Genomic DNA, 21,424 nt, shown 5'->3' with positions numbered 1-21,424 from the left:
TCCGGCAGGCGGCGGATACGGGCTTGCCGCCTGCTTTGCCTCGTTGCCGGGGCGAGGGGTTGCATTACGTCGCGAGCGGGCGGGATTGCGTGCCATTCTTGCTGTCGGAAGTCGGGACGGGCCACGGCGTCAGCGGGCTACCGACGGCAGGCGCAACTCCTGCGTCGGTGGGTGTGTCGTTGACGTGTTCTGTGCCGTTACTTGCATCCGGTTCCGCACCGGGGGCGTCGCCTTCCGGCGTTTCGTCCGCACCGTCTCCAGTGTCCGCGTCGTCGCTGTCGGCCTCATCCTCGTCGTCACGGTTTTCCCATGAGGGTATGGCCGGGAATTCACGATCGGTGAGGATTTCCGGGAGCCATGCTGCCTTTGCGAGCCGAAGCTCCGCTGCTGCTGCCGCGTCTGCTTTCTTCATTTTTTCGAGGTCGATTGCGGCCTTGGGTGACACGGCAGCGGACACGACTTCCGCGATACGCGCCTTGCTGACATGATCGAAGTACGTCGCACGCGTCGCCGTCCAGTACCGGGTCATGTCGAGGTTCAGCGCACTTGCGAGCGTGTTGATCGCAAGCGGCTTTTCTTCGGCCACGATTCCGTCGAGCAGCGTGCCGGTGCAGAACGCGAGCAGGTCGAGCAGCGTCGTGCCGGGATCCTGTTCGATCAGCCACGGCAGGAGGTCACCCCGCTTTGCGGGCAGTTCCGCAATCCAGCGCGCCCGCTGCGTTTCGATGGCATTCCATGCGGGGCTGGCGGACAGGTCGTCGGCAGCGCACAGCAGGCTGTCGTGGTTGTTCTCGCCGGACAGTGCGAAATAGCTGCGTGAGGACGCGTGCCCGTAGTGCTCGGGCAGCGCCTTCGGGGCCAGGTAGTGCAGCAGGGCGGCGAGCGCTACGGTGGGCTGCGCGACCAGTTCCGCGTGGACGGCAGCGGTGCGGTGTGCCGTGAGCCGCTGGCAGAGTTTCGCACTGTGGACGGGTTTAACTTTCACAGCCTTCGCGCATACGGTATCTGGGCCTTCGGCTGTGGCGATGCCAGTTACGGTCGCGCCTGCCGCGTCGAGCGCGGCGCTATTCTCGCGTCGCACGAGGCCGCGTTCGATGACGAGTTCGCCCTGCGGCCCGACGATCACGAATGCACCCGCGTCGGCCATCTGCTGCGCGTCCCATACGAGCGTGCGGCTTTCGAGTGCGATGATCGACGCATTGACGCGCTCGCTTTCGTCGTCAAGCCGGTCGGCTTCCTCGTAGGCATCTTCGTCGCCCTCCGACAGTGCTTCGATCTTTTCAGCCAGTTCGTCCTGCTGCGCGGTGAAGGCGTCCATTTCGCGCTGTTCGTCGTCGGTGTATTGGCGCTGCACCGGGCGCAGCCTGCCGTGGCGGTTCAGTTCGGCAAAATCGCGTTCGACTCGCGTTTCCGTCCAGCCCCATCCCTCGGCCTGGACTTCGGCTGCAGCAGCGTCGAGCTTTTGCGCGACGAGCTTCTGCAGCAGTTCGGCGTCGGCGATGTACCCGGCGTTCTCGTCGTCGCTGAACAGGTCGCGGCGCACGTAGCCGCCCGCTGCTTCATAGGCGGCGAGGCCGACAAAGCGTACGAGACGGCTACGGCTCGCGTCGATCTCGGCGCGCGTGATCGACTGCCGCAGGTAGTTCGGCTGACGTTGCCACTCGTTTGCGTCGAACCACACATTTTCCTGCGTTTCGTGATCGTCTGCGAGGGCGAGCGCAGCAAGCTGATCGAGCGTGATTGCGTCGTCGCGCAGCAGCGTGAGCAGTTTGGGCGACACGTTAGCGAGCCTCATGCGACGCTTGACCGTGAGTGGCGAGGCAGAGAACAGCGCCGCGATGTAATCGACACTGCGGCCTTCCTCAGCGAGCATCCGGTACGCGCGCAGAACGTCGAACGGGTCGAGTCCTTCGCGTTCGCTGTTCTCGATCAGCGAAATGGCGAGGGCTTCGCCTTCGCTGACGATCCGCACCGGCACCGGATAGTCCGCCGCGATATGGTTCTGCTCGTAAAGCAGGTCGAGCGCGGCTTTGCGACGCTGGCCCGCGCAGACACCATACCGGTGCTGTTTGCCACGCGATCCCTTCATCTCATGGACGACGAGGTTTTGCAGCAGACCCTTTGCCCGGATGCTCGCGGCAAGCGCCGGAATGTTCGAGAGCGGTTTCGTGCGGGCGTTGATCGGCGAGGGCCGCAGGCTGGAATACGCCACGGTGGCGACCAGCTGTTCGTTGCCGAGGTTGGTTTCGAGCGGCGAAACGGTTTCGTCAGTGGTTGCCGCAGGGGTTTCGACTTGAGATTGCATGACTGACTCCAGAAAATTAAAAAGAAGGTTCCGGGGCGGGTCCTGCCGGATTCCATCAGGACGTAACCTGGCTAGGAGTCCTGATGGAGCGAGGCGGGGGGACGTTGCCGTCCCTGAGGCGCTTATGCTTTCATCTGGCGCATGGCGTCAGCGAGCATCCACAGCGCGCGGTTGAGCTTCACGTTCTGGTCGATGCCGGTGATGGGGCGAGTCGACATGGCGCGTCCGCTGCGCGAGCGTCCATGCAGCCCGCCCTTCGTGAGGTTTTCCTGCACGCGGTTGAATACGGTCCACAGGTCGTCGCGGCGATCCTCGAAACGGCGCGGTACCAGTAGCTGGCTTTCGGTGACGGGGGCCAGTGCCTCGGCGTCGGTCGGGTCGTAGCGCAGCGCAAGGGCGGAACGGGCGAATGCATGCTGCTCGTCGCGGCTCAGATCGACGGCGCGCATGCTGTCCTTCTGCCCGCGGATCAGGTCGAAGCCGTCGAGCACGTCGAAAGCGCCATTGACTACGTTCTGGATGACGTTGCCTTTGTGTGGCACGCGGATATCGGCGATGTTCTCGCCCGCGACCATGCCGTTCTGGCAGACAAACCGGAATGCGCCTGCCAGCATCTGGTAACTGCTGGTGCCGTCGTGCGAGTTCAGCAGCACGATTTCGTCGGCTTCCTCGCCGGTGATCTGGTCGGCGTGGCGAAGCCGCAGCATGTGTTTTGTGAACTCGCGCTTGCCCTGATCGCGAACACGGGTCTGGCAGATCATGAACGGCTGAAACCCTTCGTTGCGCAGACCGCGCAGGACGTCGATGGTGGGAATGTAGGTGTAGCGTTCGGAACGGCTTTCGTGTTTGTCGTCCGCGAAGATGGAAGGGGCAACGTGGCGAATCTGGTCGTCCGAAAGCGGCGAGTCAGCGCGCAGCATTGGGGACCGGCAATGGAAAGAGGAAGCGAGTTGCATGGCAATCTCCACAGTCAAGGTTGAGGACCTGAACCGGGCGAGGGGAGGTGCCTTGCCATTGCGGCTGGACACTTCCCGGTGGAACTCGGGGTTGGCGTTGCTACCGCCTGGCTCCCGGGTTCCCGCCCGTGCGACTGGAGGAGCCGATAGCGGGCGGGTGTCAAGGAAAAAGGCGAGGGAGGGGTGCGGGCAACACGGTCCCTCGCCCCTTGATGCGCGCCCGCTATCGGCTACGGTCGCGGGTCAAGGGCGGGAAGCTGGAGCCAGGTGCATGCCATGCCGTGAGTTGACCGGGCATTAAGGTGTGGTTCTAAGGGCATAGCCGTGAAGGTCGCCCCTCGATAGAAGGCGACGCGGTTGACTGTTGTGCCTTCAATTGCTGACCGACCATCGGCGCAATCGGGTGATTAACGATCGTGCGCGAGTGCAGGCCAAAATACCCCTGTCCTCCTCGGACTGACGGCAGTCCTGCAGCCTTCCGCTTCCACGGCCGCGCGGCCGCCGGCCTCTCTTAGCGAAGGGATCGGGAACTTGCCGACATCGTGACGCGGGGCGGGTTTTCTTTAGGTTTGTTCGACGCCTGCCCATGTCCGTAGGCTCGCAAGCACGCGTCGGTGCATGCGGGCAGGCGTTGGACAAACCAGAAGGGAGGAAACCGCGGAATGCTCCGATGCGGTCGAAGTCGTGAAGGCTATACCTACTGCCACCGACACGCCAACTGCCTCTGCTGCCTTTTCGCTTGTGATGCCTGTCGCGATCTGCTTCCAGAATCGCCGCTCGATCTCACGCCGATGTGCCGGCGCGCCTGGCGAGCGCATCACTCCTCGTCCCGTCAATTTACCCATCCAACCCGCTGGTCGTCCCACAAACACCTCGTCGATTAAAGGTGTTGCGACGACCGGTTGAATCCGCCCATTTTTCTAGCGCCGACTTCGATTCAATTAGTTGGAACACGTCTTCCTTATCGAGCATCGAAAGTCCCCATGCCAAGGCAAGATTGATCTCGGCCTCACAAAGTGCCGCTGCGAGTATGGCCACCTCGGTGTAGAGAGGCATGATCCGCCACAAATAGCGATGGGAAACTCGCTCTTCAGGTGTTTTGTCAATACCGGATCGCCGTTTAGCTTCCTCATCAATCTCCACGTCGGACGCTCCCGGATTCAAGGGGATCAGATGCGCGCGCCACTTTTCATAGTTAGCGTTTACTTCGACGGTGATTCGGGTAGCATCGCTTGTGATCTCGTCACGCAATGCGACGAACTGCGGCCAAAGACCTTTCAATACATGTTCTAGCCAGTTGTCGCTTCCGACATGCCAGTTGGGTACTGCAACTGTGGCCTCAGCAACCTTCTTGCGAAATTCGTTCAAACCATCACCAATAATCAACGCCATGGAACTCCTCTGACCCGATGCCGGACGTCCCCTTTCTTTAAAAATATCGACGTCCACTTCGTGAAAGTCTTAGCCCCCGATCTTTCCAGAGACTGCGATTATTTTCGCCAGCGCCTTACTCGAATCTCATTGAGCTTCGACTCTTTCGAAATCTGATCAAGCGCGGCGGTCACCGTGCCTGCTATCGGTTGTGTTTCCGCGCCGCGCATGTGCGCCGCGCGGTACAGGTGATCGATCAGCACTCGCAGAGTGTCGCCCTGATGTTCCCTGAACAATGCGGCGAGGTCATCGGGTGAAGCTTTCAACAGTGACTCTTCCATTCTGTCGTTCCACCCCTTTTCCTCGATCAATAGCATTGCCGCGGACGCCAAATCAAGCGCGCCTTCTTCCACTGTCAACTCTTCCGCGAACCTCCTCTTGAGCGTTTCGTCGTCTACGTCCCGGGACCAGGGCGAGTCGTCGATCCTGAACAGTACCGGACGGCCTGCGTTGAGTTCCACGTACTTCTCAATCACGGCATCTGCCTCGTTGTTAAAGCCGAGTTCGCGAAGCAGCTTGACTGTACTGTTCAAGTTAAGGGGCGATATAACCGTCGCAGCAACCTCGACAGCGTTCACAAACGCGTGCATTAGATCCTCGGCGGTGCCGTCAATTCGGTCGTGAAATATCTTCCACGCCTCAGTAAAGACATCGTCTAACCTTGCTCTGTCAGCAACTGCGTCTAAAGCCTGCGCGTGTTTTGCAAGCTCCGATCCATGCGCGTAACCGTTCTTCAAAATGCACAGCACTTCCATGTCGAACTCGTCGCAAGCTAAAAATCCGCATCCGTGCAGCTTCTCGCGCCACGTCTCCTCGATTGTGTCATTGCCTACGCCCATGGCGATTGAGTACCAGTTGTAGCTGATGACCTGTTCAGCCGTCGGAAAGCCAATGCCCTGCTCGTATAGTGCTCCGGCGAACACTGCTACGGCGATAGCGGCCTGCTGCTTTACCGCGTCCGTGCAGTTGGGTATCACGTTTTGCACAGTCCGCAGTCCATTCGCGATCTTCTGGACGGTTCGGATATTGTTGATCCCGAGCGTTTCGACGCAGGGGATCGCGAAGTCTCGCAACGGAGTACCAACGGGCAAACCGAGTTCAACGGCTTCGCTCGCGGTGGTCACGAACGCAAGCTTTTTGTCCACGACCTTTTCGCTGGCCTGCTCATACTGCTTTGCACGGTCGCCTAGCTGCGCTTCGTTGAAAAGTAGAATGACCTTGCACTGAGACTCGACCTTAAGTTCGGAAACGAGACCCATCAATTCATCCATCGCGATGCCCGAACCAAGCCGCTCTATGTCATCAATACAAATGACAGTCTTGCTGATTAGTGAGACAGCAATTGTTTCGAGCAGAACCGTGACCTGCTTTCCGCCATAAGGGATTTTCTCGGACAGCGTCGTAATCGTTTTCCAGATAGCATGTCCGCGACCTTTGGCGAGAACATGCTCGGTGCCATCAACGACCTTTCCAAGCTTGTCACGATGCACGGGGAAGCGCCTTGTTTTTATAAGTATCATGGAGCGCAGGTCGCCTATAGACTTTGCGCCGAACGCCGAAACGTACGGATATCGCTTTAACGATTCGCTGCCGGCGTACGACTGGACCAAAGACTGAAGCGCAAACGTTTTGCCTACTCCCCACTTACCACTTATCGCAAGGACTTCTGGTTTTGTACTGTCAAGAAATTCGTTGATTACGCCTTCGATCACGGCCCTGGTCATTTGTTGTTTTCCTAGTTTCTGATTGGTCTGGTGATCAGATATTAGCGCAAGCTACGCATTCAAGAGTCGCTCGTCTTTGTCCGATTCTTTTCTCACGCAGTGAGCCTGTCAATTGTGAAAACCAGCTTCAGCGAGCCTCTTTAAGAATTAGTTGGCGAACGCAAATGATAGTCGAGTATCTTGGCTAAGACGTTGGCCGCCCGCAATAGGCATCCGAAGCCGGGCGGAGCGTCGTTACCTCAGGGGGTAACGCAACCGAGATAATTCACCACGGTTTCTCGCGATCTTTATTTTTCATTAACCGCGTAAGCACGTGCTTCATGCAGAACGTGGCTAGCTGTTGACTTAATTTGAATGCCTGCCACAGGTCATTAAGCATGAAGTCTGTGGCCTGATATCTTACCTCGATACTAGGAAAAATATGGAGATCAGACACCGAAATGGGCATCTTCTCCGGTGCGAGGCAATCGGCGACGGCTTCGAATGTTGAGGGTAATCCGTGGTTGTATGGCTTGCGCTTCAACTGACTTTCGTCGATCCCTCGGACGACATTCAATACAGCCTTCAACGAGAGCTCCACCACGTGGCGGCAGTCCTCGATTGCCTTCATATTTTCCGCCAACAGCAGAGAGGTCGCAGAAAGTAGATGACGGTCGGCGGCGGCTAGGAATTCGCAGTACAGGGGGGACTCTCCGTCGCCTTTGATCCTCTCCAATTTCTCGATGCTTACGAAGAAGTTGTAGGCCGCAGTGAAGTGCTGGAAGTATTCCTCAAAGCCCACCGCATCCCTCGCTAGACGCTCGCGCAGCGCCGACGGCATCCCACGAATCTGCTTCAGTGGCTCGATCCGGACAGATCCATAGACAAGAGGCAGGGAGATTTCCCAGAAACTCAGATCGAAGAAGCAAACCGATTGCCTGAATGGTTGCTGCACATGCTTCCCGTACTGAGTGTTTTTGGCGAACCACTCACCAATAACCCGGGTCGCCTCACCCCCAAGGCCGATGCTCTGATTGGACTCGATACACCATAGCCGGTAAGCCTCCATCGGCCGGCGGGCTGGAAGCATGCCATCCCGAGACAGCCTCTCGTTGGTTTCATCTAGCCAATGCTCGGATGGCAGCCGAAACGAAGCGCTCTCAAACTCGAACATCTCTGGATTTGCCCCTGCATCTCCGGGCACCGCCTCACACTTGAGTTGATGAATCGGTCCTGCGCCTGAACTCCCGTGGCGAGCGGTACTTCAGCGCGCTATGAGGGTGCTGCTCGTTGTAATGTTCGAACGCGACAGCGAGATTGCGCGCGGCGGTCGCTGCATCTGGTTTTGGCATGAAGGCAACATAGTCGCGCTTCATCGTCTTCACGAAGCTCTCCGCCATGCCGTTACTTTGCGGGCTGCACACGGGTGTGGTCAATGGCTTCAGGCCAATGTCCGCAGCAAAGGTCCTTGTTTTTTCTGCTGTGTAACCCGAGCCATTGTCCGTCAGCCATTCAATTTCCGACGGCGCCTTCAGCGTGTCACCGAACCGGTTCTCAACGGCAGCCAGCATGACGTCACGCACCACGTCGCCACTGTGACCACCGGTCGTCGCCGCCCAGCTCATCGCTTCGCGGTCGCAGCAATCCAGAGCGAACGTGACACGCAGCGGTTCGCCGTTGTCGCAACGAAACTCGAAACCGTCAGAACACCAACGCTGATTGCTCTTCGCCACCGCGACCTTGCCATCGTGTCGGCGCTGAGGGCGTGGGGGTGCCGTGCGGTGCTCCAGCAGCAGACCGTGCACGCGCATCACCCGGTACACCCGTTTGGCATTGACGGGTGCCGCGCTGTGGTTCTCCCGCTGCCGTCGCAACATGCCCCACACACGACGGTAGCCATAGCTGGGCAAATCAGTAACGGCCAATCGAATTTCTTCCACCAGACCGGCGTCGTCAGTCTTTCGAGCCGTACGCCCGTCCCGCCAGTCAGCCGGCCGCGCCAGCTTGTCCGCCACATTCGAGCGCGCTACACCGAGAACGTCACAGACCCGCTTCACTGGTCGTCCCCTGGCAATGAGGGTGAGCGCGCAATCCATTTTCGCGACTTCGCCACCTCCACTGCCTCACGAAGAATCTCATTCTCCATTGTCTTTTTTCCGAGCAGTCGCTGCAGCTCCCTGATTTGCTTGAGTGCATCGCTCAGTTCCGACGCCGGCACGACTTCCTCGCCGGCACTGACAGCCGACAGGCTGCCGTCCTGATACAGCTTGCGCCAGTGAAACAGCTGATTCGGATTGACGCCGTGCTGGCGTGCAACCATCGAGACCGACTTGCCCGGCTCGAAACTCTCCCGCACCATCGTCAGCTTCTCTTCCGCTGACCACCGCCGCCGGCGCTCCGGCCCCGTCAACACTTCCATCACTTCTTGCTTGTTGTTAGTCAAAAACACAGTCGTATGTCTACCCGCTATTTTAAGTGGGAGACTGTGTCCGGCGAATCAGGGGGCCGCTCCAATCTCCTTTTTCCTCTCGCATAAGTAGGTAAGCTTTCCGATCGGAAAATTTATCTGAAAACGGGGAGCCGCTAATCAGGTTCAACGGATAACGGATGAGGCATCGTTTTTTGTGCGTTGTGCAGCTAGTGAGGAAAGTGTTCAACACACCTTGTAGCTGGCCTTCAACTCGCGTATCAACACGCCAAATGCCGCACCGACGTTTCCACTTGGGAATGGAACATAGACCACACCAGATAGGTTCGTGGGGATTGTGACGCCCTCTTCATGCAGAACACAAACGCGAGACCTACCGTACTTAGCTTGGAAAAAGCCTATCTCGTGCATGACGTTCTCGCGCACACGCGCCTTGCCAGCGTCATCCATGTCGTCACCAGTCATCACGATCACAGCGCTATCGCATGAAGACGCGTTGCGCTCCAGTTTCTCGATGATTGTCTGCCCGGCGCTCGGCTCTTGCGCTAGCTCAAGCGTAGCGAGGCCGATGTCCTTCTCGATGTATGCCTGCACCTCGCGCCAGTCGTTTGCGCGACCGTGCGATATGAAAACGCGCTTTGGTTCAGCGGCGGGCTGCGCCGCCGCAGGCTGCGATAGCTCACTGTTCGACCTAATCTCAAACACTTGGTCGATGTCGCGCCCAAGCTGTTCGATCTGTTCACGGCCGTATACGTACTGCGTCTGCCCGCTCACATACACCTGAAGCGTTGGCTCTACGGCTATCTGCTGGAAGTCACCGTAGAGGTCCGCCAGCAGTTCTCTCAGGCGCTCGATGATGTTGGCAGTCTGGTTGAAGTAGTGGCCAACTCCCGTAGGGGCGAACTGCGTGCGCGGCATGCCGGGCTGTCTTGGATGGCTTACAACTCGCTCGGTCAGCAGTCCAGTAACCACCTTGCGCACCCCAGCAAGCTTCGCCATTGCAGCTTTAACGTCATCCATTTCCGGCCTCGTGTTGGTTTAGTCATCGCATGTTACCGACTATTCAACCGCCTTGGCACGACTATAACGTTTCGACTTCTTCTAGTAATACCCGTATCTGGCTAGCGTGACCGTGGAAAATTCTTGCAATCCATGCTTTTTGCATATGGCATTGACCGGCCAGGTTCGGCCACCGACTGCTTATCCCAGTCTGACATCCCAATGGCAATTGATGCTCAGGTAACCGACGTTCGCATATGGGATTCCCGTGCGCATGGACCCACATCGGCCTGCCAGTTTCCCTCAACATCGATACGAAAGGGGACTCTGGCCGCCGTATACCTGCGCTACAATCCTCCACTCACAAATTGATGCTAATAAGAGCACGCGACGGGGATATTGCTATGGCGGTGAAAGTCACTATAACGAAGTTGAAGTCGATTAAAAACCTTGTCTTCGATGTGCCTTCGAAAGGTGCATTCGTCATTACAGGGGCGAATGGGTGCGGCAAGACCTCGCTACTGACTGTGTTACACCGCATGGGGGCCTCGAACGCGTACCAACTTGGGCTGCCGGGGGGGAAGGCCTCGACTGGAATTGATGGCATCGCTGATACAACAATCGCATATGACATCAACAATAAGTCTGTTTCTTACCGCTATAACCGAATGCGATGGTCGGCAACACCACGTTCGAACTCGAAGCTAGTGCAAAACGCATTCTCAGAGGTTCTTTTTCTTAAAGCAGACGCATCCCGCGTAGAACCAACGCAAGAAGAACTGAAAGGAGTCAGAAAGCTGCCTGCTGATGAGCAACTTCGCAGGTTTATGAACGCAGTTTTTGACACTGACAAGTTTGACAATCTGCACAAAATTAACCTGCGAGGCCGTGGCTTAGTTGCTCACCTTGTCGATAAGTCTTTGCCTGCAGACAAAAAGAAATCGTGGTATTCCGAGAAGACTTTCAGTTTGGGCGAACTGTGTGTCATGCGTCTCGGACAAAAATTGCTGGCCATGAAAAACGGTGGCCTGTACATTGTCGACGAATTTGAGATGGCGCTCCACCCGGCGGCCCAAATCAGATTATTTCAGCAGATCGAGACCTTGGCTAAGGAGGCGCCGTGTACGGTCCTTGTGTCGACACACTCTTCAAGCCTGATCAAAAGTGTAGGCCGAAAGAATATCATCTATCTCGAGAACGATGCGGGTGAAGTTACGATTCACCGCAACGTCTACCCGACCTACGCGTTGCAACATCTTGCGCTCGACGAGGAAAATGCTCCGGACAGGTTGATTTTTGTAGAGGACATATCTGCGAAGCAGTGTGTAGATGAACTGTGGAAGCGCCATCTTGCTTCCATTGAGGAAAACGGAAACAAAAGCCTGCCAACTGTGCAGACGGCGGTTATTGGTGGTTACAAGGAAGTGCTAAGGTTTTTGGATCGAAGCAAGTCTTTCGTCCCAGCGCTTACGAGAAGAATGGCTGCGATTGACGAGGACTCAAAAGAGGCTTGCCTACCGCCGGTAGTTGAGACCGGCGCTGCCATACCTGAGCTGACTGTGCCGCAGAAACTCTACAAAGATCAAAATCAGCACGTTGTGTTCTTGCCATGGACTCCAGAAAATGGATTGTGTGACCTCATCGCAAGCGACGTCGGAAAACATCGTCAGGGTATTCAAAATTTCACTGGTGCAGCCAATCTGATTCTCCCATTGGAAGTTGTGCGAGCCCATGTCGCGGAAGAAGGTAAGAAACGCCGAGACAAATGCAAGGAAACAGTTCACAACATCGCGGAGCAAATCGCTCAGAAGATGGCTTGGTCCCATGAGCGCGCACATGATGCATTGATGGGATATCTCGTACATGAGTGGTTCAAAGGTAATCACGATGAGGCACGAGCATTGTGCGGCAGACTATTCAGCTGAACGGGATGAGGTAGTGGCCGACCGCCGTGCTTCCATATCGGCCGCACGCGACAGGCTGCGTCGGACGGCCGAAATGGTTCGAGAGTACGCATTCGCTCACATTGAACGAGACATTCCCGGTCGCGCAGATTCGAACGACAGGAAAGGGGACTGAAGCGGCCTCACAAACAGCGATGCCTGAACGTCAGCTCAGGCCGAACTCCGCTCCTTCAGACCTGGGGCCCCGGGCAGCCGCCCCTCACGTTGAACCATACACGTGACGGCGGAGGGAGGGCCCCTGCTGATCGGCAATGGGCCAAAAGGTCGCAATCAGGCGCCCATCTGTGCCGCCAGGAGGCCGTGCTCAGACATCGGCGTGCGCTAGACGACATCCCGATGCACGGAAATGACATGTGTACTGGGCACGGATGTCGTCGGTGATCACGCCATCGACTGACAGATCGTAGTCGATGAAGAGTTCCTCCCCGAGTGCGATAGCGGCGAGTGCGTGAATGAACACCCGCTCGCCCGTCTCGATGGCTTCGCAGTTAGGGGAGCAGGCATGATTCAGGAAGCGGGCGCTGTTGCCACCCCGGCTGCCGTCGATCACACGCCCATCAGACAGACAGAACACGAACGTGTGGCCAGCCGCGGAGCGTTGGCGGGCGGCGGCGCGCCGCCAGCTGGTCAATTCCCCCTCGTACTCGATGACCGGCACGCCTGCGGCGATTGGCTGTAGCGCGAACAGTCCCATGCCATGGACGGGAGAACGTCGTGCGGTGATGCGTCGCAATCGCATGGTGTCGCTTCCTTCAAGTGCATCGCTCTTGTGTGTGAAGTGTTAGGGCGTTGCGAGCATATCGCCACGGTCGCTACCGTTCAATGTCTTGTTCAAAAGTGCAACTAACAGTCAAAGTCACCCGGCGTCGAACTCGGGCTTCCCCCTAGAACCAGCTCACAAAAGACGCATAGCAGCCGCCAAAACCTTACGAGACCAGCGACCGATTTGGCCTAGTCAAACGCATACGCCTGTCGGCAGGTTTTTGCAGGAAGCGACGGCCGGGGAGTAAGACAAATGTGCGCGAGTTATCAAAAATCCTAATGAACTCCGCTCGAGTGTTCGGAACCGATCATCGTCGTAAAGGGACATTCCGATAAGCTCGGCTCTTACTACGGGAGTTCGACGGCCTCTCGCGTCGGGCGATCTAAAAAAAGACAACAAACACCAATGATCCGTCTATGGAAACGCCTGTGGCGGCGGCTGCTGGGTGCCGGTCGCGGCGGAAAACCGCCTGTCGCGATCGAACAATTCGTCGTCGAAGGCATCGCGCAGGAACTGAACCTGCGCGGTGAAGCGCGGCGTCTGGCAGAAGCCGGCTCGTCCGTGATGCTTGGTTCCGGCGTCGAAGCGTCCATTATTGCTCGCGTCGATAAGGGCCGTCACGTGCGCATCGAAGACGCTGCACGCCGGGCAATCTACCTCGGCGAGCAGTTCGCCTCATATGACGTGACACCACTCGTGGAAGACGCACTGCAATCCGAGACGACGTTCGCCGTTAAAGCCGACGTCCTTCTCGACCAGGCACGTCCGGCGCTGAACCTGCTGAGCGACCGCGCGAGCCGCGCCGAGGCCGACCTGCAGAGCTTCCGGGACACGCATGGCATTACGTGGGCCGCCAAGTATCCAAATGGCGGCCAGAAAGCGCTGCACTGTGTTCTCGTTCTCGTTCTGGTCACGGTCGAGGCCGTCCTCAATTCATCATTTTTCGCGACCGGGCTCGACACGGGCTTGATCGGCGGGTTTCTTCAGGCCGCGGCGCTGGCATTGCTCAATGTGGGTGTGGCGTTTGTGTTCGGTCGTACGCTCATTCGCAACGTGTTTCATCGTAAGGCCGGTCGCAAGCTCGTCGGCATTGCTTCCTTGGTGGCCGCATTGCTTTCGATGTTGTGCGTAAGCTTCGCGATCGCGCACCTTCGCGGCGCGCTGATTGCCGATCTGCCCTCTCCCGAGAAGGCGGCATTGGTTGCATTGTTGCAGACTCCGTTCGGTCTCGACGATATTCAGTCATGGGGGCTCGTCTGCGTCAGCCTGTTCTTCGCAAGCTTCGCACTGTTCGAAGGACTGCGGATGGACGATCGTTATCCCGGCTATGGCAAGCTCGATCGCGACTTTCTTACGGCGAAGATCGCATATGAAACCCGCCTCTCGGCGGTGCGTCGCAAGATCGAAGAGATCAAACGCGGCGTGACAGACGCACTGGACAAGGCCGCGAGCGAGGCAAAGGCCAACGTTCTTTCCCAGGATGTAAACGTCGAGGAACGGAAGTTGGCACAGCATCAACTCGACGTCGCCATGGCCGAGGCGACGCAATGCAAGGAAGCACTCTTGCGCCTATTTCAGGCGGAACTACACATGCACTGGAAGGGCATCGCAGCGTTGCCTGATTTTCCGCCGTTGCCGGAGTTCAAGGACATTCCTCTGCCCGACTTCCGCATTGCCGAATGTCAGGCGACGTGCGCGGTGCAGCATGCTCGCGTCGAGGAACTGCTTGCTGCCCAGCCCGCGATCAAGGCGGGGATCCAGAAAGCTTTCGTCAAGAAGTCGGACGGCCTCCGGCCAATCGACGAACAGTTCCGTGCATCGGTCACTGCCGCACGCGCGACTGCTGTGGAGGCTGCCGCATGAAGAACGATCTGTTCGCGCTAGAAGAATCCAGCGGGCGAAGCTATCTTTGGGCCGCGCTCGGCGGGCTCTTTGTCATTGGCGTAATAGCCGCCGCAGCGGCCTGGGTGCTTTTGCGTCCCGCTGGACTGGACAGGCGGTTCTGCCCCGCGAGCGGGCCGGCGGGGCAGATTGTGTTGCTCGTCGACAGAACAGATCCGCTCAGCTTCACGCAGAAGCAAGCCTTCGAAGGACTGCTGGACCGGCTCGTCGCGCGCCGTGTTCCCGCGGGCTACCTGCTTTCGGTATTCGTGCTCGGCGAAGACTATAAGTCGACGCCGAAGCCGGTTTTCAGCCAGTGCAATCCCGGCGACGGAGACGACGCCAGCGAATTTACGGCGAACAAGGCACATCTGAAGAAGCGATTCGAAACGAGCTTCCGCAAACCGATGCTTATGCTCGCCGATCAGTTGCAGACTACGAAGTCGGCGAAGTATTCGCCAATCTTCGAGATGCTCGATATGACCTCGATCAACGGATTTAGAAAGGAAGATGTCAAGGGTCCGCGCAAGTTGATTATCGTATCTGACATGCTGCACAACACACCCGAGTTTTCGATGTATCGCGGGACGCCTGAATTCACGTCGTTTCATAAATCCGATTACGGCCGGAAGATGAGCACGAATCTCAATGGCGTCGACGTCGAACTTAACTATTTGATCAACACACCGCGCCTGCAAACGCGCCGCAACCTGAAGTTCTGGGAAGACTATTTCGCTTCGACCGGTGCGCGCATCGTCGCCGTCACACCTCTGGAGGGCTGATACGATGGACCGTCTCACCGCCGTGCGCGCGCGAAATTTGTTCGCTGTTGCGCTTGTGGTCAAGCTCGCGTCTTCTGCGCTGGGTTGGTATTTGCATTCGCCGTGGATCCTCGGGCTCGCAGTTCCGATCGCCATCATGCTGATCTACGTTCTGATCGGCGTGATCAACCCCGATCCGGCGCTGACACCCGAGAAATTCGCCGACAGTTGCTATTACCTCGGCTTCATCTTCACGATCACGTCGATCATCTTCAGTCTGTTCGACCTGCCCAACATTGGCACGCAGATGTCCGCCATCGCTGTCCGCCTCGGCGCCGCCATGACGAGCACGGTGCTCGGACTTGCCGTGCGTGTTGTGCTCGTCAGCTTTCGGCTGGACATGGACGATGCGATGAAGCTCGCCGAAAACAAGGTCGTCGATGCCACGCATCAGCTTCGAGACCAACTGACGATCGTGCTGGAGAAGCTTCGTGTATTCGAGCGGCAAGTGGACGATACGACGACACAATCCGTCGCCCGCGTCGCGTCTGGCATCGAAGACTTATCGAAATCGTATGGCACGAAGCTGGCGGAATTTTTTGAGCGGCTTATCGACGCGCATACGAAGGCCTTCGCACGATCGCAAGAAGACCTACATGAGTCGAGTGGCAGGCTTACGCGTCTCTTCGATAACTATTCGCTCGGTATGCTGCAGAACATTCAGGGCATAGAGGACCGAGTGATGCAGTTCGCAGATGCTGTAGAGGCGCGTCTCGAACGCACGACATTTCCGGACGACTACTTTGCCCAGGGACTCGCTGAACCGGTGAAGAAGCTCGGAGATGCGGCAGAGAATGTCGCGCGACAAATCGCCGCGGTATCGGGCGAGCTTGATATCGCCCTCGTATCGACACGTGGCTTTAACGCTTCCGTGACGTCGCTCAGCGGCGATGCGCAGTCCGCCGCCGACGTGTTCAGGCAATTGACGCGCGTGCAGCGAAGCATGCTGGACGAGTCGAAGACTCACATCGCCGCGCTCGACGCCACGCAAAAAGCCCTTTCCGCATTGCATGCGAGCGTCGGCGAGCACAAGGGCGCGACGTGGGCCGCCGTACAGATGCTCGCCGAACATGCAACGCGCATGGAACGAGTCGCCGCCGTGCTTCAAGGTGTCGACCAGTCCATCGGATTGGCAGCGCGCGACTGGAAGGTGGAGCGAGAAGCGCTCAAGGCAGCATGCACGGGCGCCGCGGAGGACGCCATACTCACGGTGACAGAGCGGATGGATGATCTCGTGCACGACGTGCAGAATCTCGTCGCGCAAATATCGAAGCTGGCGCTCCCGGCGGCGGAAGATGCGGACGCGCCGGCGCGACACATTGCGATGGGGGGCGTGGCGCGCGCGAACGGACATGCGCCGGAGATCACGCTGCGCAACGGCGCGGCTTCCACCTGAGAAACCCGGGGACATTGCCGTGCGGGCCAAATCCGATCAGATCTTCCAGTTATCGCTGACCGAGATCGCATTCACACTTGCCTTCATTCTGATGCTGTTGCTGGGCTACATGCTCGTCCAGGCGGACGAGCACGCAGCAAAACTGCAGCTTTCTCTCGATCGATTCGGGCAACTCGACTTGCATCGCAAAGCCTTCGACGAAGCACGCAAGAAACTGAGCGAGGCGCTCTCGAAATCGGGCGTGAAGCCCGACGACGTAATTACGTCTCTCGTTGCTGAATCGAAGCTGATCGATGAACGCGAGGCGCTGAAGAGGCAAGTCGACGAGTTGGACAAGGAGCTGAGCGCGCTTACCGAAGTGAAGAAGACGCTCGACGCTGCACAGGACAAGGCTGCGGTCAGAGACGACGCGCGCCAGGCTGTGACCGACGCGCTCGCGTTGAAGGCGAGTCTCGAAAAGCAGATTGGCGATAAGGATGTCGCCAGCGAAGCCACGGCCGCCGTCACGCTCAAGAAGGAAATTGAAAAGCAGCTTCAGGAGCAGTTGGGGGAGTCTTATGCCTCAGTCGAGCAGCAGACGCTTGCCCGTGATCTCGTAGCGGCGCGAAAAGAAATGATCGGCGCACAAGATAGCAGTGGCGGCGTGATCCGCGTGACAAAGGAGAACGCTGATCTTCGCGGTCAGGTTGCATTTCTCAAAGCGCGGCTCGACGCGCGCGGCGGACGCGACTATCCGCCTTGCTGGGCCGATGAGCAGACTGGAAAGGTCGAGTTCCTGTTCACCATCGAGATCGGTACGGACGGCCTGCGCGTCACACCTGCGTGGCCGGAAAAGCGCCAGTCCGATGCGATGGCATTGCCGGGGGCGTCACGCTTCAAGGAGCCTATGACGGCGTCGCTCACACAGTTTTCATCGGAGATGCAAGGAATCGATCGTATCAGCAAAGAAAAGAACTGCCGGCACTACGTGTACATCAAGAACCGCGTAACCGACCTCGGCTTGTTCAATCGCTCGCGATACGCCATTGAAAACTTCTTCTACAAGCTGGAATTGCGTAGCTAATCCCGGGCTTTCTTCGGAATCGCGTGGCTTGTATGTGATTTGTCTCTACGTTGGACCTGGGCGTGGGTCCGGTTGGACGCAACAGATCGGGAAGAAAGCGGAGCTGACTCTGCAAGACCATTGAAGTTTCTCGATGGCGGATCAGGGAAGTCACTCGGACGGCAGATGCAAGACACTAACTCGAAGAAATCCTAGCGATTTTCATCGCGACGTTTACCTAGCGGAAAGACACCTATGTCTTCGACGGCACGTTTCTGGCGGATGGGGAGAGCGGATGTGATTTCGACGGTTGATCGATTTCGTACCGTGCCATAAAAACAGACCAGGCTTCGAGCAACGTGAACGAAACCAATCCGCATGTGTCGATCGCTTTGATCAATGGCGGCCGTCTCGGACTGTGTATCCGACGCTTCGACGAGCTGCAACGGCGTCAGCGGCTGCATTTGCCCAATGCGGCGACCTGTTGGGATTATGCTTCACTGATCGATGTCGTTCTCATGGACAGCGACTCAGACGCATTTCGCTTCACTGGAAAAACGGTTGCGCAGTGGATGGCGGGGCTGCGCAAGCACAGCACGTCGGAATATGAGCGTTTTCGCAGACGCTACGAATCCACCGTCAATCGACATTTGGCTGCCCTGTCGCGGCGGCCGCGTGACCCCGACAACCACTACTGTGTCGAGCTGAGGGTGCCGCCGCTACGCTCGTCATTGCCAGGACTGATCCGGCTGACGGGCCTGATGCGAGCGAGCGTCAACCAGTGGTTGTCGACGCTGCGTTCTCTCACCTCGAGAGGCCTCAAGCCAGAAGAACTCGAGATGTCCGGCGTGCTCGCGGCTCTGCGCAGCAGACCCGGCGCGGATATGGTGACGCAGGCTCAAATACTTCAGATGATAGACCTGTCGCAGGTCGTCCCGAAGTTCGCTTGCGAGTCTCGCTTCGGCTTCATTGCTCGGTCAGGGTGGAAAGAGGAGTGTCGCAGAATCCCCGAGAGGGAATACAGACGTCGGCGTCTTCTCGGTGAAGGAGTCGACGCACGACATCTCATTCGTTTCCGCCATCGCTCGCTCGGCTGGTCTGTTGTGCATACGCGATACAGCGACTTGGTAACCGAACGCACCTTCTGGTGGAGCGTCCTCGACGAGAACGGGCAGTTCATTGAACAACCGGTGCCCGGGTTCCAAAGCGCCGAGGATGCGATGGCATTCGCCGAAGGTCAGATGAACAAGACGTTCGCTCTATGGGGCAAGGATCAGGCGTTAACGAAGTGGGAGCGGTATTCCCTTCCGGGTGGCGATGACTACCTGGAGATACTGCTACAGCTCGACGACTGGCCTTACACCTATCGACCACGTCACTATCGCACGCGGAATGTCCTCGTTCACGTCAGGACCAGTGTGCGTCACACTCAGGAAGGTCGGCGAGTACTCTTTCTCGACGAGATTCAAAGTGACTGGCATGCTGACCTGCACGCGGAGGCGAGAGGTGAGGTGTCCGAGCCTCGGCGACCGTCTACGCCCGGGGCTCCGTTCCGGAAGGAATGGCCACTGTTGTCAATGAAACTCATGATTTGGTGGGCGCAGCGTTTGGGGGTCGACGGGTTGGCTTGGGCTTCTGCTGATCTGCAGCTAAGCCGTTGGGGAAAATACGGTCCGCCGGAGATTCTCTATAGAAAGGTGCTTCCCAACGCTGCGCGTTTGCTTGCAACAACACTGTCTCTTACGTTTGACCAGGCAACCTTGTCTGTGAGGGATAGCAAACGTCGGGTCGAGTCGGGTCGCCGCGGATGGGAGGTGCGCAATTGCGACGACGTTCCGGTAACCAAGCCCTTTCGAACCCGCGCTCAAGCCGAGCACTTTGCGGACCTTATCGGCGAATTTTTCGTCATTGACGTGCCCGTATTGTGGATAAATCAGTTGCCGCAGATTTGCTCCATTCCACTTTACGGACTTGGGACAGCCGAAGCTTGGTTGGCTTCAGGCAGCGATCGCTAGTTCCCTTGGCCGGTTGGGCAGTGCATTAAGTTCGGTGGCTTACTGTCCTCCAACTGGAGCAACGCCACCGTTCAAACTCCTCGCGGGTCTTGCGTCAACAAAGTTGACCATAGCCGCCGTAGGCCGAAGGTCCCGCCAGTGGCAGCTCTGGCCGACCAGCCGCCGGCCGGCTCAGTAAGGCAGTTGTGACCTGACGGTATCGCTGACGGTATCGGCGGGCGCTATGGGAGCCGAATCAGGCCCAGCCTTGGGTTTGCGGCGGGTGGTTGTTAATTGAGTGGGGATCCGCGGCCGGCCATCGGTGTGCGCATTCGTGAGCGACATATCGTGCGAACCGCGGTGTCAATCGACTGCGCCACCTGCCGGCGTTGTTCTGCATAGTCCGTCGATATAGTCCGCCCACTCTTGCATCACGCGGCGACGATCGTCGTCGAAAGTTGTTCTGTCATAGGCCTTCTGTACGTCGCCTCGTTTTGCATGTGCGAGTTGCGCTTCGAGGACGTCCATGTCAATGCCGAGTCGCTCCCGGCCAACGGTCCGTAGCATGCCCCGGAATCCGTGCGTAGCGTGCTTTCCTTTGAATCCCATCTCGCGCAGAGCCTTGCTTAACGCGTCTCGATGCAAATGCGGTGTTTTCTGGCGAGCCGGAGATGGAAACACATAGTGTCCGCGGCCTGTGAGCGACTGCAACTCGCCGAGCAACGTAACCGCTTGCTTAGGTAAGGGCACAATATGGTCGTGGCGCATCTTCATCCGCACGGCCAGAACATGCCACTCGCCCGCTTTCAGGTCAATTTCGTCCCACGGTGCGGCTGCGATCACTCCGGGGCGTAAGCCCGTGAGCATGGTCAGTTTCAGTGCGGCCCTAGTGATCGGTGACTTATAGGTATTGATCGCTTGCACCAGCGGGACGATATCCGTGGGTTTCGTAATCGCCGGGATGTGGCCTTTCTCGTGTCGCGGGATGACGCCGCGCAGCGACAACGGAACACCGTCCTCCCGCAGACTATGGTGGATTGCGTACGTCACGATGCCGCCCACGTATTGGCGTGCCTTGGTTGCGAGGTTGGGGGCATGCTCCGCTATTGCTTCCAACACCGGTTTGACTTCCGATGTCGCGAGCGTCGAAATGGGCTTGTTGCGTAGTGGCGGGATCAGGTATTGCCGAACTACGAACTCCGCTTTGCGGTAAGTCTCGTCGGCCCACTCCTTGCGCTTGAACGCGAGCCAGTTCTCTGCGACGAGATGGAACGCTCCTTCAGCGGCGCGTTTGCGTGCAGCGGCTTCGGCTCTGCGGTGCTCGACCGGATCAGTACCATCACGCACGAGACTACGCGTGACCGCAGCCGCCTTGCGCGCGTCGACGAGTGCAACTTCGGGATAGCGACCAAGACTGAGAAAGTTCTCCTTCCCGGTACTTGGGCGGCGATAACGGAGCAGCCACGTTTTGCTTCCGTCCGGCCAGATGCGTAAGGCAAGCCCGTTCCCGTCTGAGAGCAGGTAAGGGCGCTCGCGCGGTTTGGCAACGCGAAATACGACTTCGGACTTCGGTTCGGCGCGTTTGGGCATCGCTCGGCACCTCAATTCCGTGTATACGCAAGTGTATACGCAAAAATCGCCGATGCCACCGGAATTTGACTGCTTCCCGCGGAAACAAAAAACCCCGTAAGACCTTAATCTTACGGGGTTTCTCGCACTTCCACGGCTTTCGCCGGAACAA

15 protein-coding genes and 1 pseudogene are annotated in these 21,424 nt (G+C 58.0%); 6 read left to right on the top strand and 10 right to left on the bottom strand.

Going from position 1 to position 21,424, the window contains the following annotated elements; translation table 11 throughout:
- Positions 1–64 precede the first annotated feature (64 nt).
- The 8 genes and pseudogenes from G5S42_RS22260 to G5S42_RS22225 all read right to left on the bottom strand — a co-directional run bounded on the left by G5S42_RS22260 (position 65) and on the right by G5S42_RS22225 (position 9,843).
- Entirely contained in the window at positions 65–2,305 is a 2,241-nt protein-coding gene (locus G5S42_RS22260; protein ID WP_176108756.1) for a ParB/RepB/Spo0J family partition protein, read from the bottom strand.
- Positions 2,306–2,427: 122 nt separating this feature from the next.
- On the bottom strand, positions 2,428–3,261 hold the full coding sequence (locus tag G5S42_RS22255) for a DUF932 domain-containing protein (RefSeq protein ID WP_176108755.1): 834 nt from the start codon (positions 3,259–3,261) through the stop codon (positions 2,428–2,430).
- 691 nt (positions 3,262–3,952) lie between these two features.
- Positions 3,953–4,106: pseudogene (locus G5S42_RS22250) on the bottom strand (IS30 family transposase); the annotation flags it as partial.
- The gene (locus G5S42_RS22245; RefSeq protein ID WP_176108754.1) at positions 4,099–4,653 is read right to left on the bottom strand and encodes a hypothetical protein; all 555 of its coding nucleotides are present in this window, start codon (positions 4,651–4,653) and stop codon (positions 4,099–4,101) included. The pseudogene G5S42_RS22250 and the gene G5S42_RS22245, both read right to left, overlap by 8 nt.
- A 98-nt stretch (positions 4,654–4,751) precedes the next feature.
- Entirely contained in the window at positions 4,752–6,416 is a 1,665-nt protein-coding gene (locus tag G5S42_RS22240; protein WP_176108753.1) for a P-loop NTPase fold protein, read from the bottom strand.
- 265 nt (positions 6,417–6,681) lie between these two features.
- Positions 6,682–7,569, bottom strand: a complete 888-nt coding sequence (locus G5S42_RS22235) for a hypothetical protein (RefSeq protein ID WP_176108752.1) — start codon at positions 7,567–7,569, stop codon at positions 6,682–6,684.
- Between the two features lie 34 nt (positions 7,570–7,603).
- Positions 7,604–8,814, bottom strand: a protein-coding gene (locus G5S42_RS22230; RefSeq protein WP_176110592.1) for an IS3 family transposase whose coding sequence is annotated in 2 segments (ribosomal slippage) — positions 7,604–8,508 and positions 8,508–8,814 — 1,212 coding nt in all. Because the reading frame shifts where the segments join, the coding sequence is not laid out codon by codon here.
- A 234-nt stretch (positions 8,815–9,048) separates the two neighbouring features.
- Positions 9,049–9,843: a TIR domain-containing protein gene (locus G5S42_RS22225; protein WP_217709933.1), complete on the bottom strand. Its 795-nt coding sequence runs from the start codon at positions 9,841–9,843 to the stop codon at positions 9,049–9,051.
- Between the two features lie 383 nt (positions 9,844–10,226).
- Here G5S42_RS22225 and G5S42_RS22220 point away from each other — a divergent pair, with 383 nt between their 5' ends.
- Positions 10,227–11,747, top strand: a complete 1,521-nt coding sequence (locus tag G5S42_RS22220; RefSeq protein WP_176108751.1) for an ATP-dependent nuclease — start codon at positions 10,227–10,229, stop codon at positions 11,745–11,747.
- A gap of 343 nt (positions 11,748–12,090) precedes the next feature.
- On the opposite strand, the gene G5S42_RS22215 is transcribed toward G5S42_RS22220, so the two are convergent.
- A complete protein-coding gene (locus G5S42_RS22215; protein WP_176108750.1) occupies positions 12,091–12,525 on the bottom strand; it encodes an SET domain-containing protein in 435 nt (144 codons plus the stop codon).
- 429 nt (positions 12,526–12,954) lie between these two features.
- Here G5S42_RS22215 and G5S42_RS22210 point away from each other — a divergent pair, with 429 nt between their 5' ends.
- The 5 genes from G5S42_RS22210 (at position 12,955) to G5S42_RS22190 (ending at position 19,704) form a co-directional block, all read left to right on the top strand.
- Positions 12,955–14,412, top strand: a complete 1,458-nt coding sequence (locus G5S42_RS22210) for a hypothetical protein (RefSeq protein ID WP_176108749.1) — start codon at positions 12,955–12,957, stop codon at positions 14,410–14,412.
- Complete coding sequence (locus tag G5S42_RS22205; protein ID WP_176108748.1) at positions 14,409–15,212, top strand: hypothetical protein; 804 nt, start codon at positions 14,409–14,411, stop codon at positions 15,210–15,212. The genes G5S42_RS22210 and G5S42_RS22205 overlap by 4 nt, the downstream gene beginning before the upstream one ends.
- 4 nt (positions 15,213–15,216) lie before the next feature.
- Entirely contained in the window at positions 15,217–16,647 is a 1,431-nt protein-coding gene (locus G5S42_RS22200; protein ID WP_176108747.1) for an FUSC family protein, read from the top strand.
- A gap of 19 nt (positions 16,648–16,666) precedes the next feature.
- Complete coding sequence (locus tag G5S42_RS22195) at positions 16,667–17,710, top strand: hypothetical protein (RefSeq protein WP_176108746.1); 1,044 nt, start codon at positions 16,667–16,669, stop codon at positions 17,708–17,710.
- Between the two features lie 338 nt (positions 17,711–18,048).
- Complete coding sequence (locus G5S42_RS22190; protein WP_176108745.1) at positions 18,049–19,704, top strand: hypothetical protein; 1,656 nt, start codon at positions 18,049–18,051, stop codon at positions 19,702–19,704.
- Between the two features lie 342 nt (positions 19,705–20,046).
- On the opposite strand, the gene G5S42_RS22185 is transcribed toward G5S42_RS22190, so the two are convergent.
- Positions 20,047–21,273, bottom strand: a complete 1,227-nt coding sequence (locus G5S42_RS22185; RefSeq protein WP_176108744.1) for a tyrosine-type recombinase/integrase — start codon at positions 21,271–21,273, stop codon at positions 20,047–20,049.
- Positions 21,274–21,424 lie beyond the last annotated feature (151 nt).

This window comes from Paraburkholderia youngii (assembly GCF_013366925.1).
GTDB lineage: Bacteria > Pseudomonadota > Gammaproteobacteria > Burkholderiales > Burkholderiaceae > Paraburkholderia > Paraburkholderia youngii.
The sequence above is the reverse complement of the archived record's forward strand: the minus strand, read 5'-3'. Positions and strand labels throughout refer to the sequence as shown.